Below are 16,119 nucleotides of genomic sequence, written 5' to 3'. Positions count from 1 at the left end.
CCGAAAAACTTTCCTTATCTTGAAGGAATGTGAATTTCGGTTTACTTTGGGCCACCAAAAGAGCAGTTAAAAATATTGCGAAAATGGTGTGAAATTTAGGGCTAATCTACTACAGCCCCTAAAAAAATGGTTTTTATAACCTACGTTCATTTTTGCCTAAATTTTTTATAACAATAAATCATTTGGATACTCATAAATAGTTAATTCTTCAGGAAAACAATTTATAATTATAAAAAATTTATAATACTCAATATTAAGTATAAAATATCATATTATAGATACCACCAAATAGAATTCGAAGTATCAACAAGAAAATTAGTACAATGGACTTACCTACGATGCAATATTGTTGCAAAATACCGAACAGAACTATACAGAGTTATACTTCTCTAACTGCAGTTTTTCTCTTGATAAAACTATTTAGCCAAATTCAACCAATAGTATAAGAATTCTTTTACAAGATCAAGCTACCATAAAGCAAGGCTTTCATTATAGTCATTATTAGAAATGATAATCGGGCGGATGCATAAGTCCGCCGGTTTTAGTTTTCATTTGTTGTCTGAAAAACATTGTTTGGTGACAAATCCCCCTTAATCTCTATTTGATCAGGTACATAAACCTGTCCTACGGAAGGAAGAGGAAATATTTGTAGAAAAATTCACAACGGATTCAATGCATTAATCAGTCTAATTTCCTCATAATCAGCTAAATCAGCGAAAAAAATTGACCGCTCTTTGATTTTATTTTGTTGTAGCAATGCGGTGCGTTGGGTGCCGATTAACAATGGGCTGTCGGGGGTGAACCATTGTGATCCTTGGCGTAACACCAGATTACCAATGGAGCAATCCGTTACCTTGCCATTTTTAATAATCATAATCTCATCGCAATCGCCTTTTTGTTTCAGTAATTCGTTGAAAATGGCGCGGTTGCTATATTTCAGGTGGTAGTCAATGTCATCGCAAATCACGGGCTGGAAGCGTTGGTAGGTTTTGCGTTGATAGGGTAAACATTGCAGGTGATATTGTGTGGCGTTGTAGTCAATTCGGCAGCGGATAATCTGGCTTTGAAGGTTTGCCCAAAGTGCGGTGTTTTTTTGCAGAATTTTTGCGAGAGAAAAAATTTTATAAGGTTGCCCTGCATAAAACTCACGCAGGCTGTTTTCATAACGCTGTTGGTGTAGGGCAAGATTTTGCACTTGTCCCTTTTCAATGCATAGAGTTTCAAAGAGTGGATAATTCATTTTTTTATCTATTTCAATGGGATATAAATTTTCTCTAACAATTCTTGATACTCTTGTCTAGCATCGCTTTGAATAGTAATGCCACCGCCACTGTGGAAATAATAACGTCCATTTTGTTGCGAAATAAAGCGAATTGCCACCGCACTTTCCAGGCTCTCGCCGTTAAAAATACCAAACACGCCAGTGTAATAGCCCCTTGGTGTCAATTCTGCTTGTTGAATGGTGGCGACGGTTTTTTCTTTTGGTGCACCGCTGATTGATCCAGCGGGTAAAAGCTGGCTGAGCATTGTGCCGATGTTGGCTTGCCAGTTTTCCTTAAGATCGGCACAAATCTCTGAACTTGTCTGCCAGATCGCACCACGTTCGGTGAAAATCTTTTCTAAGTAACGAAAGCGTTTTACTTGCACATTTTGCCCTACGATAGCCAGATCATTACGCATTAAATCCACAATAGTGTAATGTTCCCGTTGCTCTTTTTCGCAATTGAGCAATTGATTTTCTGCATCAGGTAAATTGGCGTTAATCGTGCCTTTCATTGGGTAAGTGAAAATTTGGTTATGCGCGATTTTCACGAAAGGCTCTGGGGAAAAGCAGACAAACTCTTTTTTAAACAATAGTTTATATTTCGCTTGCGTAGCAGAAAAAAGCGTATTGAGATCGTAATTGATCGCAATCGGCGTGGCGTAAGTCAGATTAAGCAAATAGGAATTGCCTTGCTGTAGCGCCTGTCGCACAATCTCAAAACCTTGCTGATAAGTGGCGAAATCAATGGGAAATTTTTCTAGCTTAAAGGGCTGTTTTGGGGTTGCTTTTTGTGCCGTTGCAAGATTATTTTGGCTGGCAAATTCAAACCAAATGCCTTGCTCTGCGCATTGTGTAAGAGGGCAAATGATGGGTTTTTGCTGTTCAAAATCAATCAAAAAGAAAAAGGGCGTGCGTTGCGTACCTAAATGGTTGGCTTGCTGCACAAAGTGATTAAATGGCATAAGGGCGATGAATCAAGTAAGATAACAAACATTTTGGTCATTGTAGTGAATCCCTGAGATGAACACAAATTTATTAATTATCAATAATCACGATTCTTTTACCTATAATTTAGTGGATTTAATTCGTCAATTTGACGTGCCGTTTTCTGTGGTGAATGTGGAACAGCTAAACCTTGATGAAGTGGACAATTTCAGCCATATTTTGATTTCCCCCGGCCCTGATGTGCCGAGTGCTTATCCACAACTGTTTGCGATGTTGGAACGCTATCAGCATAGCAAATCCATTTTGGGCGTTTGCCTTGGGCATCAAACCCTGTGCCAGTTTTTTGGCGCAACCTTGTATAATTTGCCGCAGGTACGACACGGGCAGGCAAAGCAAATCAAAGTGCGGTCAAATTCTGCCTTATTTTTCGGCTTGCCTACGCAATTTCAAATTGGGCTTTACCATTCTTGGGCGGTCTCGCAGCAGCATTTTCCGCCCCAATTGGAGATTACCGCCACTTGCGAAGACGATGTAATTATGGCAATGCAGCATCGTCATTTGCCGATTTTTGGCGTACAATTTCACCCTGAATCCTATATTTCAGAGCAGGGCAAAGCATTAATTGCCAACTGGCTGAAAACTTAAAGCTATCAATGAGTTAATGATGTATAGTTTTAAGCTATCAAATCTATCATTTATATCCATTTTATTTGTAAGGGATTAATCCCTATTATATTTCCAACAAAACAGAGGAGAACATACTATGGCAACAAATATCGGCTTAGACAAAGCGACTTCAGAAAAATTAGCACAAGAACTCAATAACTTACTTGCGACTTATCAAGTATTTTATATGAACGTGCGCGGTTATCACTGGAACATTAAAGGGGTAAACTTCTTTGAATTACACGCAAAATTTGAAGAAATTTATGATGATTTAGTGGTGAAAGTGGACGAAATCGCAGAGCGTATTTTAACGTTAGGCTACACCCCAAGCAATGCGTTCAGTGAATATTTAACCAAATCTTTAATCAAAGAACACACAGGCGTGAGTGCAGCGCAAGACTGTTTAAGTGGCACATTAAGCGGTTTCAAAACCTTGTTAAAACAACAACGTGAAATCTTAGCCTTAGCCGCTGATGCAGATGATGAAGGTACCGCTTCACAAATGAGCGACTACATCAAAGAGCAAGAAAAATTAGTGTGGATGTTTACTGCTGCTTGTGAAAGCTGCAACAGCTAATTTTTCTCGTAAAAAAGCAAATAAAAAAACCACCGCACTTTTAAAGAGCGGTGGTTTTTTATTTCTTTTACTGATTAGGGTCAATCAGCCTTATAGCCAATTAATATTGGCTTGGATCATAACCATAATAAGCATTGGTTAAGATCACTTCCATATCTTCCACTAATGGTAAGCGTGGGTTGGCTGGTGAGCATTGGTCTTCAAAGGCAAGCAAGGCAATATCACGGCGTGCGTCAAGCCAAGTTTGTTCATCAATGCCTTGTTCTTTGAAAGACATTTGAATTCCTACGCTAGCAGCTAAATCATAACAAGCTTGGGCGAAAGATTTCACGCCTTCTTCTGGGGTTGAGCAAGGCAAACTGAGCATACGCGCGATTTCTTGGTATTTCACATCAGCTTTGTAATGATTGTATTTCGGCCAAGTTGCCACTTTTTGCGGACGTGTGCCGTTATAACGAATAACGTGCGGCATTAAAATCGCATTGGTACGTCCGTGTGGGGTGTGGAAGCGTCCCCCAATTTTGTGCGCGAGCGAGTGGTTCATTCCTAAGAATGCATTGGCAAATGCCATTCCTGCCATTGTGGAGGCGTTGTGCATTTTTTCTCTTGCTTGAGGATCTTTTTCTTTCACTGAACGCTCGAGGTTTTCAAAGACCAATTTGATGGCTTGTAAGGCTAAGCCGTCAGTGAAGTCGTTGGCAAGCACGGAAACATAGGCCTCTGTCGCGTGGGTGAGTACGTCTAAGCCCGTGTCGGCGGCAACGTGAGCCGGCACGGTCATTACTAATGCGGGATCAACAATGGCAACCGTTGGGGTGAGTGAGTAATCTGCGATTGGGTATTTTTTATCCCCCTCGGTGATTACTGCAAATGGCGTTACTTCAGAACCTGTACCTGAAGTGGTTGGAATACCAATAAAGCGTGCTTTGCGTCCTAATTGTGGGAATTTGAATGCCCGTTTGCGAATGTCCATAAATTTTTGCACTAAATCGCGGAAATCCACTTCAGGTTGTTCATAGAATAACCACATTACTTTCGCCGCGTCCATTGATGAGCCGCCGCCTAGGGCAATAATGGTGTCTGGTTTGTAGCTACGGATTAGCTCAACCCCACGGCGTACGGTTTCAATGCTTGGATCTGGCTCAACATCGGCGAATAATTGATAGGTAACGTGATTGCCGCGTGCGGTGATTTGTTTCGCAATTTTTTCTACAAAGCCTAAATCTACCATTGTGCGGTCGGTGATGATTACCACGCGTTCCATTCCTTTCATTGATTGTAAATATTGGATTGAATCCCGTTCAAAATAGATTTTTGAAGGCACTTTAAACCATTGCATATTATTTCTCCGTCTGCCCACTCGTTTAATATTTAATAAATTCACCGCACTTACGTTGTTGCCTACGGAGTTTTTACCGTAAGAACCACAACCGAGAGTTAAAGATGGCAAGAAGGAGTTATAAACGTCCCCGATACCACCGAAAGTGGACGGTGAATTCCAAATCATACGAATGGCTTTCACACGCTCACCAAATTCTTTGGCAAGGGCTGCGTCTTTGGTGTGAATGGCAGCAGAATGGCCTAAACCGTTAAATTCCACCATTTGCTCGGCAAGTTTCACCCCTTCTTCACGGGAATGGGATTTAAGCAAGGCTAGCACTGGGGAAAGTTTTTCACGGGTGAGCGGTTCTTTTGGCCCAACTTCTTTACATTCAGCTAAAAGAATATTGGTTTTTTCTGGCACTTCAAAACCTGCTTGTTGCGCGATCCAATGGGCGGGTTTACCCACTACGTTGGCGTTTAATTTTGCCCCTGCACAGTTTGCGCTGTTCGCTTTCGCGCCGAACATAAATTCTTCCAACATCGCTTTTTCTTTTTTATTGACTAGGTAAACGCCGTAAGATTTCATCTCTTTAATGAAATCGTCATAGATTTCCGCATCAACAATCGCCGCTTGTTCAGATGCGCAGATCATTCCGTTATCAAAGGCTTTGGACATTACAATATCGTGTACCGCTTGTTGAAGATCAGCGCTTTTTTCCACATAAGCTGGCACATTTCCTGCCCCTACGCCTAAAGCAGGTTTACCGCAAGAATAAGCCGCCTCAACCATTGCGTTACCGCCTGTGGCTAAAATGGTTGCGATACCTGGGTGTTTCATTAAGGCTGCTGTGCCTTCCATTGATGGTGTTTCAATCCATTGAATACAATGTTTTGGCGCACCCGCTGCCACCGCAGCATCATAAACAATACGCGCAGCATGAGCGGAAGATTGTTGTGCAGAAGGGTGGAAAGCAAAAATAATTGGGTTACGAGTTTTGAGGGCGATAAGGGCTTTGAAGATGGTGGTGGAAGTTGGGTTAGTGGTCGGCGTGATACCGCAAATCACCCCAACAGGGTCGGCAATTTCGGTAATGCCTGTGACATCATCTTCATTAATCACCCCAACGGTTTTGAGATTTCGCATATTATTCACCACATATTCGCAGGCAAATAAATTTTTCGTTGCTTTATCTTCAAACACACCGCGCCCCGTTTCTTCATAAGCGTGCATCGCAAGCACACCGTGCTGATCCAACGCCGCCACCGAGGCTTTCGCCACGATATAATCAACCTGTTCTTGATTGAGCTGGCGGAATTCTTCTAAGGCAACTAAGCCTTTTTCCACCAAGGCGTTCACTTCTGCTTGAGCTGGGCTAATTGTGTTTTCAACCACGTTACTCATAATGATTTCTCCTAAAGTTTTAAATTGATAATTTTTTTCTGCGAAAAATTATACCTACTTGGAGGGATAAGAGCGTAAACAATTTTGCATTAAAAGAGTAAACTGTGATCTAGATCAAATGGTAAAAATACGCTTATTTTACAAGTATTTAACTCCATTTTAACAAATGGCAAAATTGTCTTATTTTTTAAAGAGATCCAACCATCAACAAAGCAAAGTGGAATTAATTTAAAAGGTGAAAAAAATCGCTTAAAATCTATGTAGTTGATAATGATTCCTATTTGTTGAGGTTAAGTATGAACGAACGTATTTCTTTTGCTCAATTACTCAATTCTTCTATTTTACTCGGCTTTCTCGTGCTAGTTGGCTGGTCGGTGGCTTATTGTTATAACTGGGGATTGGCTTGGTATTATGGCTATCCTTGGGATATTGTTGAAGTGGGAAGATCAGATATTGCACGCAGTTTATTCCACGTTCTCGGTGTATCTGCGTTTATGCTGCTGGCTTATGTTTTAGGAATTAAGCTATTGATTTTATTAAAAGCGAACTCTCGTCATCGCCTTTTAACTTTGTTCGCACGTTGCTAACCTGCTTCATTTTAAGCTTCCCATTATTTTTAGAAATTACTGTGCTGATTAAAGTGTTCACGCTTTATAGTTTATTAATTTATCTTGCTGGGCTGTTCATCGTCAGCTTGTTATTATGTCGTTTTTCACTCGTTACAACATCTGTATGCTATGGCAATTTCTCACCACAAAACAAATCAACATCGTGCCGAGCAGTATTTTATCCTAGCCAAGAACTGCAACAGCCTGATTTTAGGAAAAAGCTATGAAAAGGGCGGTAAGGATTTCTATTTAATGCCTTGTCATTACGGTATCAAAGGGGATATTTGCCATATTGTGGCGAGTATGGCAGAAAAATAGCTTCTTTCCTCAACAGAAAAGTGCGGTGGAAAATACCGCACTTTTTTTGCCATTTTATTTATAAAAGCAAAGATTTTTTGCTTTATTGTTTACTAATAAGAAAAAATGTATTCACGAAAGAGGGCTTTATCTCCCAATTCTGCGGCGTAAAATACACCTCGTAAAACAAATTAATTAAACAGAATTAGGAGCGTAAATATGAATACAGTATTTCATTCAGCAGATAGCCGTGGCAATGCAAATCACGGTTGGTTAAAAAGTCGCCATACCTTTAGCTTTGCCAATTATTATGATCCAGCGCGTATCCATTTTGGTGCATTGCGTGTGATCAATGATGATTATGTGGAAGGTGGAATGGGCTTTGGCACACACCCACACGACAATATGGAAATTATTTCTATTCCATTAAGTGGTGATTTAGCGCACAAAGATAGTATGGGCAACGGCAGTGTGATTCGCCAAGGTGATATTCAAGTAATGTCAGCCGGCACAGGCATTACACACAGCGAAATGAACCCAAATGCGGACACACCAGTGCAGTTTTTGCAAATTTGGGTGCTTCCAAATCAACGTAATGTGACACCACGTTATCAGCAAATTAGCATTGCTGAAGGGGAAAAACGCAATGATTTCCAACAAATTCTTTCACCGAATGCCGATGATGAAGGCGTGTGGATTCACCAAGATGCGTGGTTCTCTCTTGCGAAATTTGATCAAGGTACGAGCAAAACTTATAACCTTCATAAAGCAGGCAACGGCGTGTATGCTTTCGTATTAAAAGGCAACGCGACGATTGCAGGAAAACCGCTATCAAGCCGTGATGGTTTAGGTATTTGGGATACCGAAAGTTTCGATGTGGTGGCCGATTCCGACACAGAAATTCTGTTAATGGAAGTGCCAATGGAATTACCACAATAAGGGCTTAAAACATAAAATCGCTTATCTTTCGGGGTAAGCGATTTTTTTATAAAACAGAAGTGCGGTGGAAAATTTCCGAGTTTTTCACCGCACTTTATCTTTCACCGTTAGTTAAAGGTGTTACATTGGCTTGGCTCGCCAGTTTGCAAACCGCGTTTAAACCACGTTAAACGCTGTGCAGACGTGCCGTGGGTAAAGCTGTCTGGCACGGCATAGCCTTGCGAGCGTTTTTGTAAGCGATCGTCCCCAACCGCTTCAGCAGCGCGGAAGGCTTTTTCTAAATCGCCCGTTTCAAATAAACCTGTTTTTGCTGCTTGATTAGCCCACACACCGGCAAAACAATCTGCCTGCAATTCTAATTTAACCGAAAGCTGATTGGCTTGCGCTTGGCTAAGGCTTTGCTGCGCGCGATGGACTTTAGGCAAAATACCAAGCAAGTTTTGGATATGGTGTCCTACTTCGTGCGCGATCACATAGGCAAAAGCAGATTCCCCTTCAGCGCCGAGTTGATGTTTCATATCACTATAAAAAGACAGATCCAGATAAACACGATGATCGTTCGGGCAGTAGAACGGCCCCATTGCAGATTGTCCTGTGCCACAGGCGGTGGAAGTTGCGCCATTGTATAGCACCATAATAGGCGGGGCATAACGCTGATTTTGTTGCGCGAAATAGTTTCCCCACACGGTTTCTGTATCCGCTAATACCACTCGAGAAAGACTATTTAGCTCTTGTTCTTCTTGGCTGCTTACCGTATGGTTAGCTTGGCTGCCAAAATCAGGTGTGCCAACAAGCCCTGATAAATCAACGCCATAATAAGCACCAACCAATAAAATAATAAAGCCGAGCACGCCCGTTTTTTTACCGCCGCCGAAACCGCCTCTTGCACTTCTTCTGTCTTCCACATTGGAACTTTCTCTACGACCTTGCCAACGCATAATTTTTCCTCAGTTACTAAAATTGGCGGCTATTTTAGTATAAAAGAAGAAAAGTGCGGTGCTTTTTTACGAAGAATTTTCAATTAATGTAAAGATCAAGATTATTTACAAAAGGCATATAGACTTATGAAGATGAATTGGGTAGGCTTAGCAGCCTAACTCAATGTTTTATAAATAAGGAGCTAAAATGGGTTTATTTGATTTTGTTGGCGATATTGGTCGAAAACTTTTCTCTAAAAAAGAAGAAGCCTCGGAAGCTGTGGAAAAACACATTGCGGAAGATAATCCAGGGGTGGAAAATCTTTCGGTTAAAGTGGAAGATGGCGTGGCTAAAATTGAAGGTAATGCCGCCTCTGCGGAAGCCTTAGAAAAAGCGATTTTAATGGCAGGCAACGTGGTAGGCATTAATTCAGTGAATGTTGATGGCGTAGCCATTGAGAACGGTGAAAGTTTGGCAACTGATGAAGAGTTTTATGTGATCCAAAAAGGCGATACCCTTTGGAAAATCGCAGAAAAAACCTATGGCAATGGGGCGAAATACACCGCTATCGTTGAAGCCAATAAAGAAGTGATCAAAGATGCGGATAAGATCTTCCCTGGTCAGAAAATTCGTTTACCAAAATCACTTTAATTAACCATATAGCAAAAGCCTTATTCTGTAAGGCTTTTCTTTTTTAGTGTAAAAAATAGCCAGTTGTGGTTTTTTATTTCTCAACATCTCGACTGGCGAGCGTTGTATCGCTATAATTTGGTGTCTTTTTAACTTTTTACTAACGTGTTCGGTGTTAGTGTTCGCCGAGTGCAAATTCATTTTGAGGTAACATAATGTCATTTAATATTGAAACAACTCAAGGTCTTGAGCGTAGTGTAACTATCACCGTTCCAGCTGAAACCGTAGATCAAGCGGTGCGTGAAGAATTAAAACGTGTCGCAAAAAATGCACGCGTAGATGGTTTCCGTAAAGGTAAAGTACCACCACATATTATTGAAAAACGTTTTGGTGCATCTGTGCGTCAAGATGTGTTAGGTGATTTATTACAAAAACACTTCTTCAATGTGCTTGTAGATAGCAAAGTGAATCTTGCTGGTCGTCCAAGTTTCAATGTTGAACAGTTTGAAGCAGGTAAAGATCTTGTTTTCACAGCAACCTTTGAAGTGTATCCAGAAGTAGAATTAAAAGGTTTAGATCAAATTAAAGTAGAAAAACCAGTTGTTGAAATCAGCGAAGCAGACATTGACAAAATGGTTGATGTGTTACGCAAACAACAAGCAACTTGGGAAGAAACTCAAGAGCCAGCAAAAGCTGATGATCGTGTAACTATTGACTTCGTTGGAAGCGTTGATGGCGAAGAATTTGAAGGCGGCAAAGCCACTGATTTCGTATTAGCAATGGGACAAGGCCGAATGATTCCAGGCTTTGAAGAAGGTATCATTGGCCACAAAGCTGGTGATCAATTTGATATTGATGTAACCTTCCCAGAAGAATATCACGCTGAAAACTTAAAAGGTAAAGCAGCGAAATTCGCGATTACCTTGAAAAAAGTAGAAGTAATGGTATTACCTGAATTAACAGATGAATTCGTGGCAAAATTCGGCCCGAATACCAAAACTGTGGCAGATTTACGCGCAGAAATCGCGAAAAATATGCAACGTGAATTGAAAAATGCCTTAACTGCACGCGTAAAAAATCAAGTTATCGAAGGTTTAATTGAACAAAACCCAATTGATGTACCAGCTGCAGCCGTTGAACAAGAAATTGAAGTGTTACGCCAACAAGCAGCACAACGTTTTGGTGGCAATGCACAACAAGCGGCACAATTACCACGCGAATTATTTGAAGAGCAAGCAAAACGCCGCGTTCAAGTTGGCTTATTGCTTTCTGAAGTGATCGCATCAAATGAATTAAAAGCGGACGAAGCACGCGCTGACGCAATGATTCAAGATATTGCTTCTGCTTACGAACAACCAGCAGAAGTGGTGGAATACTACAAAAACAACAAAGAATTAATGAACAATATTCGTAACGTTGTTTTAGAAGATCAAGCCATTGATGCCGTGTTAGCGAAAGCACAGGTAACTGAAAAACCAGCATCATTTGATGAAGTAATGAATCCACAAGCATAATTTGCTGTAACTCATTGATTTCAAAGTGCGGTCGTTTTTTTCACAAAAATGACCGCACTTTTGTTATATAATTCACCCTTCAAGTGGCTTGAACTTAACTCAGTGCAAAGCAATGGTTTAAATTCAATTTACTATAACTTTTTATAACCCCTTGATAGAAAAGGAAAACCAATGGAGAATACAATGGCTTTAATTCCTATGGTGGTTGAACAAACCGCGCGTGGCGAACGTTCTTACGATATTTATTCACGTTTATTAAAAGAGCGTATTATTTTTCTAAGCGGTCAAGTTGAGGACAATATGGCGAATTTAATCGTGGCTCAACTGCTGTTTTTAGAATCAGAAAATCCAGATAAAGATATTAGCCTTTATATTAATTCACCGGGCGGTGTGGTAACGGCAGGAATGGCAATTTATGACACAATGCAATTCATCAAACCTGATGTGCGTACCCTATGTATTGGGCAAGCCTGCTCAATGGGTGCATTTTTGTTAGCGGGCGGTGCACCAGGTAAACGTGCGGCATTGCCAAATGCACGCGTGATGATTCACCAACCGTTAGGTGGCTATCGTGGACAAGCTTCGGATATTCAAATCCACGCACAAGAAATCTTAAAAATTAAGCACACCTTAAATGAAAGATTAGCATTCCACACAGGACAGCCTTTTGAAAAAGTGGAACAAGACACCGACCGCGATAATTTTATGACCGCAGAAGAAGCGAAATTATACGGTTTAATTGATGAAGTATTAGTGAAAAGAGAAACGGAATAAGTTATGACAACAGAACAACAACCACATTGCTCCATTTGTGGAAAAGAACGCAGTGAAGTGAAAAAGCTCCTTCAACGCGAAGATGGATATGGCGCGATTTGTAACGAATGTATTGAGCTTTGCCATAATTTGCTGGTTGATGCCGAAAAGCAAGAGCAAGCGGAAGCAAATCAAACTACAGAATTACCAACCCCACACGAAATTCGCGCCCATTTAGATGATTATGTTATCGGGCAAGATTATGCCAAAAAAGTGCTAGCGGTAGCGGTATATAACCACTACAAACGCCAGAAAGTAGGGTATAAATCAGATGACGTGGAATTAGGTAAAAGTAACATTTTGCTAATTGGCCCAACAGGAAGCGGAAAAACCTTGCTCGCGGAAACCTTAGCCAGAACCTTAAATGTGCCTTTCGCAATGGCAGATGCCACCACACTAACTGAAGCAGGTTATGTGGGGGAAGATGTGGAAAACGTGCTGCAAAAATTATTGCAAAATTGTGATTATGACATCGAAAAAGCAGAAAAAGGCATTATTTACATTGATGAGATTGATAAAATCACGCGTAAATCTGAAAACGCCTCAATCACCCGTGATGTATCAGGGGAAGGTGTACAACAAGCCTTGCTGAAATTAATTGAAGGCACAATTTCTTCCATTCCACCACAAGGCGGACGCAAACATCCACAGCAAGAAATGTTACGCCTTGATACGTCTAAGATCTTGTTTATTTGTGGTGGCGCGTTTGCAGGCTTAGAAAAAATCGTAGAAAAACGTGTTCACGTTGGCAGTGGTATCGGTTTTGGCGCGGAAGTAAAAGGGCAGAACGATAAAGCCACGCTGACCGAATTATTCACTCAAGTTGAGCCAGACGATTTAATGAAATTTGGTTTAATTCCAGAGTTTATTGGACGTTTGCCAGTGATTGCACCGCTTGCAGAATTAGATGAAGAAGCCCTGATTCAAATTCTTACCGAGCCGAAAAATGCTCTCACCAAGCAATATCAAGCCCTGTTTGGATTTGAAAATGTAACCCTTGAATTTACTCGCGAAGCCTTAGTGGCAATGGCGAAGAAAGCGTTAGAGCGTAAAACTGGCGCACGCGGCTTGCGTTCTATCGTAGAAGGATTGTTGCTTGACACAATGTATGACTTACCATCAATCGAAAATCTTGAAAAAGTGATTATTGATGAAAATACCGTTGTGGATAATGAACCACCGAAAATGATTTACAAATCTTAAGGGCAAAAGGTTTAAACGGGTCTAAAATAAAGTGCGGTGGAAATTTTTCAATTTTTCCACCGCACTTATTTTTTTAGCTAAATTTTTGTTGGCGTAAGCGTTTTAAAATCTCTTTGAGTTTACTTTCAAGTGGCGCAGTAAGCGTTAAGGTTTCTTGCGTTTTCGGGTGTTCAAGACGAATAGCATAAGCGTGCAAAAACAACCGATCTAAACCTAATTCCGCCATTTGGCTATCAAACTGTTTATCGCCATATTTGCTGTCTAAGGCGATAGGGTGGCCTGCGTATTGTGTATGTACGCGAATTTGGTGAGTTCGCCCAGTAACAGGGGAGGCTTTTACCAAGGTGGCATTGTCATAGCGTTCTTCAATGCTAAATAAGGTTTCTGACGGTTTGCCTTGCTCGCTTACGCGCACAATCCGCTCTCCGCCAGCTAATTCATTTTTCAGCAAAGGGGCTTTAATCGCTTTACAGTGAGATTGCCATTGCCCACGCACTAAGGCGAGATAATCTTTGCGTACGGTTTTATTACGCAGTTGCTCGTGTAAATGACGCAACGCCGAACGTTTTTTCGCCACTAATAAAATACCTGAAGTATCACGATCCAGACGATGAACCAATTCTAAAAAACGCGCTTCAGGACGCAATGCTCTTAAGGCTTCAATCACACCAAAATCCAAGCCACTGCCGCCGTGTACCGCAATACCCGAAGGCTTATTGAGTACCAATAACGCATCATCTTCAAAAATAATTTGCTGTTCTAATTGCGCAACTTTGTTGAGCTTTTTTGATACCGGTGCTTGCGTTTTTTCACTCACGCGCACAGGTGGCACGCGTACAATATCACCACTTTGTAGTTTATATTCTGGCTTAATTCGTCCTTTATTGACCCGCACTTCACCCTTGCGCAAAATGCGATAGATTAAACTTTTCGGCACGCCTTTGAGCTTATTTAACAAATAGTTATCAATGCGTTGCCCCGCTTCATCTTCGCTAATCTGCAACATTTTTACGCTAGGATTTACAATTTTTTCATCAGTTTTATTCGACATTGGTTTCATTTTATCCTTTGCAAAATTGGGCGGATTATAGCACAAATGCACGGATTTACCTTGCTAAAAAATCCCTATCGTTAGATAATAGAGCGAATTTTTGCCAGCTTACTGGGAAAAATGAAATAAACGCAAAGACAACGCCGCAAACGGCATAAGACGTTGTTTTATAAAATAAATTTTGTCTAAATTAATTTTGTTGCCGCGATAACAGAATAAAAAACGGACAATAAGTGTGATAAAAATCACCCACGCTTGCAAAATAATTATTTCAGTCATTTTGTTTGTATCGAAAATTGTTCTTCGATAACGCAATCAATGCACCCAGCAACTGACAGTCGAGAGAATGACATTTTGCGACAGACACGAGGTCGATTGCGAAGCCAAAGTGCGGTGATTTTTTATGACAAATTTAAGATAAAAATATAAGAGAAAATCGAATGAAAAGAATGTTAATTAATGCAACCCAAAAAGAGGAGTTGCGGGTTGCTCTCGTTGATGGGCAACGATTATTTGACTTGGACATTGAAAGTCCAGGCCACGAACAAAAAAAGGCCAATATTTATAAAGGCCGCATCACCCGTGTTGAACCTAGCCTTGAAGCCGCATTTGTTGATTACGGTGCGGAACGCCACGGTTTCCTTCCTTTAAAAGAAATTGCTCGTGAATACTTCCCTGCGGATTATGTGTATCAAGGTCGCCCAAATATTCGTGATATTTTGCACGAAGGGCAAGAAGTTATCGTTCAAGTAAACAAAGAAGAACGTGGTAACAAAGGAGCGGCCCTCACTACTTTCGTTTCCTTAGCGGGTAGCTATTTGGTGATTATGCCAAATAACCCGAGAGCGGGTGGCATTTCACGTCGCATTGAAGGGGAGGAGCGCTTAGAGTTAAAAGAAGCCCTGAGTTCCCTTGATGTGCCTGAAGGCGTGGGGTTAATCGTACGTACCGCTGGCGTAGGCAAATCCCCAGAAGAATTACAATGGGATTTAAAAGTCCTATTACACCATTGGGAAGCCATTAAACAAGCCTCTGAAAGCCGTCCTGCGCCGTTTTTGATTCATCAAGAAAGTGATGTCATTGTCCGCGCGATTCGTGATTACTTACGCCGTGATATTGGCGAAATTTTGATTGATAATCAAAAGGTTTATGAAAAAGCCAAAGCGCATATTAAATTAGTGCGCCCTGATTTCATCAACCGCGTTAAACTTTATCAAGGCGAAGTGCCACTATTCAGCCATTATCAAATTGAATCGCAAATTGAATCAGCCTTCCAACGTGAAGTGCGTTTACCGTCTGGCGGCTCGATTGTGATTGATGTGACTGAAGCGCTCACCGCCATTGATATTAACTCGGCACGCTCAACTCGAGGCGGCGACATTGAAGAAACCGCGCTCAATACCAACCTTGAAGCGGCTGATGAAATTGCCCGTCAATTACGTTTGCGCGATTTAGGCGGTTTGATCGTGATTGATTTCATTGATATGACCCCAATTCGTCATCAACGAGAAGTGGAAAATCGTATGCGTGATGCGGTGCGTCAAGACCGAGCGCGTATTCAAATTAGCCGTATTTCTCGTTTTGGCTTATTAGAAATGAGCCGCCAGCGTTTAAGCCCGTCTTTAGGGGAGTCTTCCCACCACGTTTGTCCGCGTTGTCAAGGTACAGGGAAAATTCGTGATAACGAATCACTCTCGCTGTCCATCTTACGTTTATTGGAAGAAGAAGCGATCAAAGAAAACACCAAACAAGTTCACACCATTGTGCCGGTGCAAATTGCTTCTTACCTGCTTAATGAAAAGTAAAGCCATTAGTAGCATTGAAAGACGCCATAACGTAGATATTGTGGTTGCTCCAAATGAAGCAATGGAAACACCACATTTCAGCGTATTCCGTGTGCGTGAGGGTGAAGACGTTCACGAGTTAAGTTATAACTTAGCTAAATTACATCAAGATCAAGATGATAATT

The 16,119-nt window shown here is 41.2% G+C and carries 14 protein-coding genes and 2 pseudogenes; 11 read left to right on the top strand and 5 right to left on the bottom strand.

Features of this window, described 5'->3' with window-relative positions; all coding sequences use genetic code 11:
* A pseudogene (locus tag C3Z13_RS09065) lies at window positions 1–99 on the top strand (IS1595 family transposase); the annotation flags it as partial.
* A gap of 559 nt (window positions 100–658) precedes the next feature.
* Here the strand turns inward: C3Z13_RS09065 and C3Z13_RS09060 are convergent.
* Together C3Z13_RS09060 and C3Z13_RS09055 are read right to left on the bottom strand one after the other, a co-directional pair.
* Window positions 659–1,240, bottom strand: coding sequence for an aminotransferase class IV family protein (locus tag C3Z13_RS09060; RefSeq protein ID WP_103855699.1), 582 nt, complete (start codon window positions 1,238–1,240; stop codon window positions 659–661).
* Window positions 1,241–1,248: 8 nt separating this feature from the next.
* Window positions 1,249–2,226: an aminodeoxychorismate synthase component I gene (locus C3Z13_RS09055; RefSeq protein ID WP_103855698.1), complete on the bottom strand. Its 978-nt coding sequence runs from the start codon at window positions 2,224–2,226 to the stop codon at window positions 1,249–1,251.
* A gap of 58 nt (window positions 2,227–2,284) precedes the next feature.
* Here C3Z13_RS09055 and C3Z13_RS09050 point away from each other — a divergent pair, with 58 nt between their 5' ends.
* Window positions 2,285–2,854: an anthranilate synthase component II gene (locus C3Z13_RS09050; protein WP_035687955.1), complete on the top strand. Its 570-nt coding sequence runs from the start codon at window positions 2,285–2,287 to the stop codon at window positions 2,852–2,854.
* A gap of 118 nt (window positions 2,855–2,972) precedes the next feature.
* Window positions 2,973–3,452, top strand: a complete 480-nt coding sequence (locus tag C3Z13_RS09045; protein ID WP_103853920.1) for a Dps family protein — start codon at window positions 2,973–2,975, stop codon at window positions 3,450–3,452.
* Between the two features lie 100 nt (window positions 3,453–3,552).
* Here C3Z13_RS09045 and adhE read toward each other — a convergent pair whose 3' ends face one another.
* A complete protein-coding gene (gene adhE, locus C3Z13_RS09040; protein ID WP_103855697.1) occupies window positions 3,553–6,177 on the bottom strand; it encodes a bifunctional acetaldehyde-CoA/alcohol dehydrogenase in 2,625 nt (874 codons plus the stop codon).
* Between the two features lie 296 nt (window positions 6,178–6,473).
* Here adhE and C3Z13_RS09035 point away from each other — a divergent pair, with 296 nt between their 5' ends.
* The 3 genes from C3Z13_RS09035 to C3Z13_RS09025 all read left to right on the top strand — a co-directional run bounded on the left by C3Z13_RS09035 (window position 6,474) and on the right by C3Z13_RS09025 (window position 8,021).
* On the top strand, window positions 6,474–6,764 hold the full coding sequence (locus C3Z13_RS09035) for a hypothetical protein (RefSeq protein ID WP_103855696.1): 291 nt from the start codon (window positions 6,474–6,476) through the stop codon (window positions 6,762–6,764).
* A gap of 150 nt (window positions 6,765–6,914) precedes the next feature.
* A complete protein-coding gene (locus C3Z13_RS09030) occupies window positions 6,915–7,103 on the top strand; it encodes a hypothetical protein (RefSeq protein WP_103855695.1) in 189 nt (62 codons plus the stop codon).
* Between the two features lie 198 nt (window positions 7,104–7,301).
* Entirely contained in the window at window positions 7,302–8,021 is a 720-nt protein-coding gene (locus C3Z13_RS09025) for a pirin family protein (RefSeq protein WP_103855694.1), read from the top strand.
* A gap of 107 nt (window positions 8,022–8,128) precedes the next feature.
* Here C3Z13_RS09025 and ypfJ read toward each other — a convergent pair whose 3' ends face one another.
* Complete coding sequence (gene ypfJ / locus C3Z13_RS09020; protein WP_103855693.1) at window positions 8,129–8,959, bottom strand: KPN_02809 family neutral zinc metallopeptidase; 831 nt, start codon at window positions 8,957–8,959, stop codon at window positions 8,129–8,131.
* A gap of 187 nt (window positions 8,960–9,146) precedes the next feature.
* On the opposite strand from ypfJ, the gene lysM reads away from it, so the two are divergent.
* The 4 genes from lysM to clpX all read left to right on the top strand — a co-directional run bounded on the left by lysM (window position 9,147) and on the right by clpX (window position 13,099).
* Entirely contained in the window at window positions 9,147–9,590 is a 444-nt protein-coding gene (lysM, locus tag C3Z13_RS09015) for a peptidoglycan-binding protein LysM (RefSeq protein ID WP_103855692.1), read from the top strand.
* Window positions 9,591–9,784: 194 nt separating this feature from the next.
* Entirely contained in the window at window positions 9,785–11,083 is a 1,299-nt protein-coding gene (tig, locus tag C3Z13_RS09010; protein WP_103855691.1) for a trigger factor, read from the top strand.
* 183 nt (window positions 11,084–11,266) lie between these two features.
* Window positions 11,267–11,857 (top strand): ATP-dependent Clp endopeptidase proteolytic subunit ClpP, encoded by a 591-nt coding sequence (clpP, locus tag C3Z13_RS09005; RefSeq protein ID WP_103855701.1) that lies wholly within the window; start codon window positions 11,267–11,269, stop codon window positions 11,855–11,857.
* A 3-nt stretch (window positions 11,858–11,860) separates the two neighbouring features.
* Window positions 11,861–13,099 (top strand): ATP-dependent protease ATP-binding subunit ClpX, encoded by a 1,239-nt coding sequence (gene clpX / locus C3Z13_RS09000; protein ID WP_103855690.1) that lies wholly within the window; start codon window positions 11,861–11,863, stop codon window positions 13,097–13,099.
* Between the two features lie 73 nt (window positions 13,100–13,172).
* Here clpX and rluC read toward each other — a convergent pair whose 3' ends face one another.
* Window positions 13,173–14,150, bottom strand: coding sequence for a 23S rRNA pseudouridine(955/2504/2580) synthase RluC (gene rluC / locus C3Z13_RS08995; protein ID WP_103855700.1), 978 nt, complete (start codon window positions 14,148–14,150; stop codon window positions 13,173–13,175).
* A gap of 440 nt (window positions 14,151–14,590) precedes the next feature.
* Here rluC and rne point away from each other — a divergent pair.
* Window positions 14,591–16,119: pseudogene (rne, locus tag C3Z13_RS08990) on the top strand (ribonuclease E); the annotation flags it as partial.

The organism is Avibacterium endocarditidis, from assembly GCF_002921145.1.
Taxonomy (GTDB): Bacteria; Pseudomonadota; Gammaproteobacteria; order Enterobacterales; family Pasteurellaceae; genus Avibacterium; species Avibacterium endocarditidis.
This window is presented reverse-complemented; position numbering and strand designations above follow the sequence as displayed.

Coding starts and splice junctions, on each gene's coding strand:
- C3Z13_RS09035 (WP_103855696.1), top strand. CDS start 6,474: ATGAACGAACGTATTTCTTTTGCTCAATTACTCAATTCTTCTATTTTA.
- C3Z13_RS09060 (WP_103855699.1), bottom strand. CDS start 1,240: ATGAATTATCCACTCTTTGAAACTCTATGCATTGAAAAGGGACAAGTG.
- lysM (WP_103855692.1), top strand. CDS start 9,147: ATGGGTTTATTTGATTTTGTTGGCGATATTGGTCGAAAACTTTTCTCT.
- C3Z13_RS09050 (WP_035687955.1), top strand. CDS start 2,285: ATGAACACAAATTTATTAATTATCAATAATCACGATTCTTTTACCTAT.
- ypfJ (WP_103855693.1), bottom strand. CDS start 8,959: ATGCGTTGGCAAGGTCGTAGAGAAAGTTCCAATGTGGAAGACAGAAGA.
- C3Z13_RS09030 (WP_103855695.1), top strand. CDS start 6,915: ATGGCAATTTCTCACCACAAAACAAATCAACATCGTGCCGAGCAGTAT.
- C3Z13_RS09025 (WP_103855694.1), top strand. CDS start 7,302: ATGAATACAGTATTTCATTCAGCAGATAGCCGTGGCAATGCAAATCAC.
- adhE (WP_103855697.1), bottom strand. CDS start 6,177: ATGAGTAACGTGGTTGAAAACACAATTAGCCCAGCTCAAGCAGAAGTG.
- clpP (WP_103855701.1), top strand. CDS start 11,267: ATGGCTTTAATTCCTATGGTGGTTGAACAAACCGCGCGTGGCGAACGT.
- rluC (WP_103855700.1), bottom strand. CDS start 14,150: ATGTCGAATAAAACTGATGAAAAAATTGTAAATCCTAGCGTAAAAATG.
- C3Z13_RS09045 (WP_103853920.1), top strand. CDS start 2,973: ATGGCAACAAATATCGGCTTAGACAAAGCGACTTCAGAAAAATTAGCA.
- C3Z13_RS09055 (WP_103855698.1), bottom strand. CDS start 2,226: ATGCCATTTAATCACTTTGTGCAGCAAGCCAACCATTTAGGTACGCAA.
- clpX (WP_103855690.1), top strand. CDS start 11,861: ATGACAACAGAACAACAACCACATTGCTCCATTTGTGGAAAAGAACGC.
- tig (WP_103855691.1), top strand. CDS start 9,785: ATGTCATTTAATATTGAAACAACTCAAGGTCTTGAGCGTAGTGTAACT.